Below are 1,175 nucleotides of genomic sequence, written 5' to 3'. Positions count from 1 at the left end.
TTACTGACTTCGGCTTGTCAGGGTGACGTTGGGGTGTCGAGGGTCAGGCCGGTGCCGGCTATGAAGCCGTCGAGGGTTTCGGGGCGGTACTGCAGGCGTTTGAGCCGGTTGCGGACAAGGGCCTCGAGTCGGTCGAGGGCCATGACGGCGAGGTTCGCCAGGCTGTGCTTGACGTGTGCCCAGACCCACTCCACCGGGTTGAGGTCGGGCGAGTAGGCGGGAAGCAGGAACACTGTCAGCCAGGCGCGCTCGGCGATCAACTCGCGCATGGCGTGGGAGATGTGGGTGTTCAGGCGGTCCCAGACCAGCACGATCGGTGCCTTGACGAGGCGGTGGACTCCGTCGATCAGTGCGATGAAGTCACGTTCGCCCATGCTGCGGCGCTTCCCCTTGCCCGCGGCGTGGGTGCGCAGGCGGTGGCACAGCCGGGTGCGTGAGCCGGGGCGCATGGCGATTATCCCGGCCACCGACAGTCGTCCCGAGCGGCGGCCGCTGACCGTCACGACAGGGGTACGGCCTCGCCGGCCCCAGGTGCGTCCTCTGGACGGACGGCGGGTGAAGCCTGCCTCGTCCTCGAAGCAGATGTAGCCCCCGCAGGCCGCCCGCGCTCTTTTACCTCCGCCCAGGTCGCCTCCTTCCACGCGGTGACGGCCTGCTCGTCCCGCTCGGCCACCCGACGCGCGGGGACCTGCGGACTGAAGCCGAGTCGGTGCATCAGCCTCGTCGCCCCGGACACGCTGTAGGAAACGTGGAACTTCCGGCCGATCAGCGTGGCGACCCGCGCCGCGGTCCACACCTGGTCCTCCACCCAGCCGTGTGCGGCCGGGCCCTGGTCCAGGTACGCGGCGAGTTTCTCCAGGCAGCGTGGCGACAGACGGCACCGTGACCCGCCCGGGCCACGAGAGGACAGAGCCTGCACACCGCCATCGCGCCACAACTGGTGCCACTGGTAAGCCGACTTCGGGCTCACCCGCAGACGCCGTGCCACTTCTGGTGGCTTGATCCTCTGCTCGAACAGCTCGGCTGCCTGCATCCGCAAAGTCTCCCGGCGCAACCGTCCCGCAGCGGTCAGCCCGCCCCCATCCGCATATCTCACACACCACCAGATACAGCCACCGCACCCCACCAATCAGGGACTTCGGGAGAGTTCACCCTGACGATCCGAGGTCAGTAAT

The 1,175-nt window shown here is 68.2% G+C and carries 2 protein-coding genes; both read right to left on the bottom strand.

Translation table 11 applies throughout. The features are described from left to right. Positions 1-17: 17 nt before the first annotated feature. Positions 18-584 carry a transposase gene (locus tag AB0D10_RS46405; protein ID WP_360269194.1) on the bottom strand — a complete coding sequence of 189 codons (567 nt, stop codon included), beginning with the start codon at positions 582-584 and terminating at the stop codon, positions 18-20. Then, positions 500-1,039, bottom strand: a complete 540-nt coding sequence (locus AB0D10_RS46400; RefSeq protein ID WP_360269191.1) for a winged helix-turn-helix domain-containing protein — start codon at positions 1,037-1,039, stop codon at positions 500-502. The genes AB0D10_RS46405 and AB0D10_RS46400 overlap by 85 nt, the downstream gene beginning before the upstream one ends. Positions 1,040-1,175: the final 136 nt, after the last annotated feature.

The organism is Kitasatospora sp. NPDC048545 (assembly GCF_040651155.1).
In the GTDB taxonomy this organism is placed as follows: Bacteria; Actinomycetota; Actinomycetes; order Streptomycetales; family Streptomycetaceae; genus Kitasatospora.
This window is presented reverse-complemented; position numbering and strand designations above follow the sequence as displayed.